This window comes from Acinetobacter sp. F16 (assembly GCF_052712855.1).
The window spans coordinates 1-5,510 of the sequence record NZ_JBRATK010000027.1 but is presented as its reverse complement, the minus strand read 5'-3'; the positions used below and the strand labels follow the sequence as shown (position 1 = coordinate 5,510).

The window sequence follows — 5,510 nt, the reverse complement described above, 5'->3', positions numbered from 1 at the left end:
GGTATTGCCACTCGTTTTGAAAAGTTGGCTCGTAATTATAAGTCCATGTTGTTCTTGGCTTGTTTGTTTATTTGGTGCAAAGCAAAATGAGGACACGCCCTAGTTCAGATAAGAATTTACTTTCGTTTGCTTTGACTAATTTGGGTAATTTTCTATCCTCACAGGGAAGATGTTTCTGCGCTCAGTATTACTGGGATCAGGCAATAGAACTTAATGAAAATCCTGTTGCTATTATTGCTAAAGCTCAAAGCCTACTTTTTATGTCTTCGAATTTATATGATGAGTATCACACTGAAATTCATTATTTTTTTATTAATAAGTTAGTTAAAAAAGTTAAATTAATGTTTGATACTCTTGAATCAGAACAAAAAACACCATTACAACCTCATGGTAATTTATATACATTTAATCAGTGGTATGAACAACACTATCAAGATGGTGAATTTAAATTTATTAAAGAATATGAACAAAAAATTAGAACAAAGATAGAAAGTCGTTATTTACGTTGGTGTGCTAAAAATAAATTATTCATAAATGACCTAAATGATTTATGTATAGATGAGATCGTATTCCAGGATGTGATTGGATTGCCTTCAATAACCCAGAGGATCAATACGAGCTTAAGTCTCAAAGAACAATTAGTTTTTCATTCAAACTTTGATGAGTTAAGAAATGAATATACTTATGCTCGCTATTTGATTTTTCAGGCTTCCGAAATTAAAGATGAGTCGAAACACTTTTATAATGCGACTTATGCACATACTGATGACACATTACATGCCATAGATAATTTAAAAACTTCTCATTTAAAATCTGCTTTCAGGATTTTATATTCAATATTTGACAAAATTTCTTATTTTTTAACTAAATATCTAAAATTTGAAGTTAATGAGAGACATATAAGTTTTTCAAAGGTATTTGGGAATAATAAAAATAGAAAATTTCAACCACGTGAAGTTCTAAAGAATTCTAATAATTATTTTATACATGCGTTATTTTATATTCTTAAAGAAATTGAAGAAGTTGATTCTGAACACTTTGATATTTTTACAAATTCTAAACAGTACCGTTTTTCAAAGATAAGAAATCATCTTGAGCACCGATCTTTCAGAATTGTAGATGACTTCGGTTATCGACTTAATACTGAATTTGATTTTTATCATAGTGCTATGTATGAAAAGCTATTAACAAGAAAACATGAGTTGATTGAGGGAGATCTTATCAATTCGGATGAATTTAAAGAGGTTTTAGAACAAATTCAAGATAAGGAAAAAAAAGCAAATTATATTTTAGAAATGCCAATTTCAGAGTTTGAAGAATCATTACTCACATTAGCTAGACTAATTCGAAATTCATTAATGTATTTGAGCTTGGCGGTACATTTGGAGGAAAGTTGGAGAGAAGGGGAGGATAAATTAGTATTGAGTAGATTTGTGCCTTTGAAAAAATAAATCCCATAGAAGTGAGCTTAATGATTTTTGAACTAAATCTTAACAACTGTTCTACCTATCATCACAGTGAAAAGCGCATCCCTCCCAATGATAACTTTTTCGTCTTATCAGGAAAAAATTTGCACTGTATGTCTTTATAGATAATTTATTTCCATGATACCCAACATGTTTCAAGTAATTGGGTTGTAAAACAGTAAATCGAACAGTTTAAATTTTAATCACTACAATAAAGCGTAAAATAATTAAGTATTTGATAAATATAAAATATTTATTGTTTTGGTTATAAATTGTCGCTCATGCAATTAGGTGTGCAAATGTAGTCGCAGAGACCGGCTACGGCTGCCCATATTCGAAAAAGGACGAAATTTCAAGTAGAATATAGGCATTGGTGAACAACACCGATGTATACGAATTTTCAGCCAGACAGCAAGATGAAAAAGATATTGTTGTTTAGCTGAGGTGCAATGAGCACCCATACTTTCGATGTTATTTAAGCAAATCGGTTCGTAGGGCTGGGCCAAAAGCTCGGACCTCAAAACTCAATCCAACGCAAGGGGCTATATATGGCTGGTGGAAAGTCAACTATCATTTACACACTGACTGACGAGGCGCCATTGTTGGCGACTTATTCGCTATTGCCGATCATTGAGACCTTTACTAAGCCGGCCGGTGTCGAGATTGTCAAAAGTGACATCTCTGTAGCCGTTCGCGTGCTCGCAGAATTTGCAGACTGCCTAAATGAAGAGCAGAAAGTTCCCGATACCCTCGCGGAACTAGGTCGTCTTACTCAAGATCCAGACACTAACATTATCAAATTACCGAATATCAGTGCCTCTGTTGGCCAGCTAACAGCATGCATCAAAGAGCTTCAATCTAAAGGTTATGCGATCCCTGACTACCCGGAAAATCCAACGACTGAAGAAGAAAAGTCAATCAAGGTTCGTTATGGCAAATGCTTAGGTTCTGCTGTCAACCCAGTATTGCGTGAAGGTAACTCTGACCGTCGTGCGCCTGCTGCAGTGAAAAACTATGTTAAGAAACACCCGCATTCAATGAGCGAGTGGAAACAGTGGTCACAAACTCACGTTTCGCACATGAATGAAGGTGACTTCTACCACGGCGAAAAGTCAATGACACTTGACCGTGCGCGTAACGTGAAAATGGAATTGATTACTAACAGTGGCGAAACCATCGTTCTTAAACCAAAAGTTGCATTGAAAGATGGCGAAATCATCGACTCAATGTTTATGAGCAAAAAAGCACTTTGCGACTTCTACGAGAAAGAACTTGAAGACTGTCGTGAAGCGGGCATCTTGTTCTCTTTACACGTTAAAGCAACCATGATGAAAGTTTCACACCCGATCGTATTCGGTCACTGTGTGAAAATTTATTATAAAGACGCGTTTGAGAAACATGGCAAATTGTTTGACGAGCTAGGCGTTAATATCAATAACGGTATGGCTGGTCTTTACGAGAAACTTGAAACTTTACCAACGTCTGTACGTGAAGAAATCATTGCCGATTTACATGCGTGTCAAGAACACCGTCCAGCTTTAGCGATGGTTGACTCTGCAAAAGGCATCACTAACTTCCATTCACCAAACGACGTAATTGTAGATGCTTCTATGCCTGCAATGATCCGTGGTGGCGGTAAAATGTGGGGCGCTGACGGCAAACCTTACGACTGTAAAGCAGTTATGCCAGAATCGACTTTTGCGCGTATTTACCAAGAAATGATCAACTTCTGTAAATGGAATGGTAACTTTGACCCACGTACTATGGGTACTGTTCCTAACGTTGGTTTGATGGCGCAAAAAGCGGAAGAATACGGTTCACACGATAAAACCTTTGAAATCTCTGAAGCGGGTATTGCCAACATCACCGATCTTGAAACTGGCGAAGTGTTGATGTCGCAAAACGTTGAGCAAGGCGATATCTGGCGTATGTGTCAGGTGAAAGACGCTCCAATCCGTGACTGGGTGAAACTTGCGGTAACTCGCGCGCGTAACTCTGGCATGCCTGCGATCTTCTGGCTTGACCCGTACCGTCCGCACGAAAACGAATTGATCAAGAAAGTTGAAAAATACTTGAAAGATCACGACACGACTGGTCTTGATATCCAGATCATGTCACAAGTTCGTGCAATGCGTTACACACTTGAACGTGTTGCTCGTGGCCTAGATACAATTTCTGTAACGGGTAACATCCTGCGTGATTACCTGACTGACTTGTTCCCAATCATGGAATTGGGTACTTCAGCGAAAATGCTTTCGATCGTGCCTTTAATGGCAGGTGGTGGTATGTACGAAACAGGTGCAGGCGGTTCTGCTCCTAAACACGTACAGCAATTGGTTGAAGAAAACCACTTGCGTTGGGATTCACTGGGTGAATTCATGGCGCTTGCTGTTTCTCTAGAAGAAATGGGCATCAAAGAAGACAATGCTGCTGCGAAGTTATTGGCTAAGACATTAGACCAAGCGACTGGCAAATTGCTCGACAATGACAAGTCGCCATCACGTCGTACTGGCGAGATTGATAACCGTGGCAGCCACTTCTACCTAGCGAAATACTGGGCTGAAGCGTTGGCTGAGCAAGACGAAAATGCTGAGCTTAAAGCGAAGTTCGCTCCGCTTGCTAAAGCATTGGCTGAAAACGAAGACAAGATCGTTGCTGAACTTGCTTCCGTTCAAGGTAAAGCTGCTGATATCGGTGGTTACTACGCTCTTGATCAAGAGAAAGTAAATGCTGTGATGCGTCCAAGTGTGACGTTGAATACAGTGCTTGCTGCTGTTTAAGCTTAATTTAATGCAAAGCCGGCAACTTAGCCGGTGATGCAAAAAAAAGCCGGTGCATATGCACCGGCTTTTTTTCGTCCCTAACGTCTAGGGCACGAACATTCCTTTAAATAAGAAGCTTATTTAAACTAAATCTTAACGGCCGTTATTACGTCCACGACCACGCGGTGCTTTAGTATTCGGGCGTGTTGTACCATTGGTTTTACGACGTGGCTTATCCGCATCATCCATTTGCCAAATACGCGTTGTACCACCGCCAGCTCTTTTCTTGCCTTTGAATGGCGCTTCGCCTTTTTCTTCACGTGCTTTGTCTTTAGCCACAGAGAAATGCTGTTTCTTGGTCGGAGTCTTTTTCGCAAAAGAACGACCTTCATACGGCTTTTCTGCAGGAACATCTTTAAAGTCTGGGTAAAGTAAAGGCTCAATCTCGATTTGCTCACCAGGCTGTAAGCCCAGTTTTACAATGCTAATGGTACCAATTTGAGTACGGATCAAACGTAAGGTTGGAAAACCTACAGCTGAAGTCATACGGCGAACCTGACGGTTACGACCTTCACAAATTTGAATTTCTACCCATGAAGTTGGAACGCTAGCACGGAAACGTACAGGTGGGGTGCGTTCCCATAACCAATCCGGCTCATCAATTTTTTTTGCTTGAGCCGGCAGGGTAATGCCATCTTTAAGCTCAACACCTTTACGAAGTTGCTCTAAGGCTTCTTCGGTAATGTCACCATCGACCTGTACCACATAAGTTTTAAACTTTTTGCTGGCAGGGTTGGTAATGAACTGGTTCAAGCCACCGTGATCGGTTAAAAACATCAAGCCTTCTGAGTCTAGATCAAGACGACCTGCGATACGAAGATCAGGGTCTTGAGTAAAATCAGCCATGGTTTGATGTTTCTCATCGGCACGGAACTGGGAGAGAACGTCATAAGGTTTATTAAGAATAACTATTTTCACTGTAACCTACTAAAAAGACTAAATATATTCTGTTGTGGTTTTCAAGTTACCCGTTTAGTTACCCGCTTTGGGAGGTGTGGGGTAAAAAGTGGTAAAGAAAAGCCCACTATGTGTGAGCTATCATATCAGATTCTGTTTTGTGTTCTTCAACTTTATTCTTGACCTCTGATGAATACTGGAGACCATTTTTTTCGAAACTTGAATAGGGTCTGTTGACATTTCAAGTATAGAATTTACCCGATAAAGGTAGCCAAATAAATACACAAGCTAATGCAACTGCACCCTCATAGCTACACTTTAGCTT

General features: G+C 39.5%; 3 protein-coding genes and 1 pseudogene. 2 read left to right on the top strand and 2 right to left on the bottom strand.

Annotation, left to right across the window (positions count from 1 at the left end; genetic code table 11):
• The first annotated feature begins 86 nt into the window (after nt 1-86).
• Nucleotides 87-1,451, top strand: coding sequence for an LA2681 family HEPN domain-containing protein (locus ACU0NF_RS11735; protein ID WP_445661230.1), 1,365 nt, complete (start codon nt 87-89; stop codon nt 1,449-1,451).
• A 563-nt stretch (nt 1,452-2,014) separates the two neighbouring features.
• Nucleotides 2,015-4,246 carry an NADP-dependent isocitrate dehydrogenase gene (locus tag ACU0NF_RS11730; protein ID WP_131386584.1) on the top strand — a complete coding sequence of 744 codons (2,232 nt, stop codon included), beginning with the start codon at nt 2,015-2,017 and terminating at the stop codon, nt 4,244-4,246.
• Between the two features lie 135 nt (nt 4,247-4,381).
• Here the strand turns inward: ACU0NF_RS11730 and ACU0NF_RS11725 are convergent, their stop codons facing one another.
• Both ACU0NF_RS11725 and ACU0NF_RS11720 read right to left on the bottom strand, forming a co-directional pair.
• On the bottom strand, nt 4,382-5,206 hold the full coding sequence (locus ACU0NF_RS11725; RefSeq protein ID WP_131386582.1) for an rRNA large subunit pseudouridine synthase E: 825 nt from the start codon (nt 5,204-5,206) through the stop codon (nt 4,382-4,384).
• 220 nt (nt 5,207-5,426) lie between these two features.
• Nucleotides 5,427-5,510 (bottom strand): annotated as a pseudogene (locus ACU0NF_RS11720) (IS5/IS1182 family transposase); the annotation flags it as partial.

Excerpts from the sequence above, each read along its gene's own strand:
- ACU0NF_RS11730 (WP_131386584.1), top strand. The coding sequence starts at position 2,015 with ATGGCTGGTGGAAAGTCAACTATCATTTACACACTGACTGACGAGGCG.
- ACU0NF_RS11735 (WP_445661230.1), top strand. The coding sequence starts at position 87 with ATGAGGACACGCCCTAGTTCAGATAAGAATTTACTTTCGTTTGCTTTG.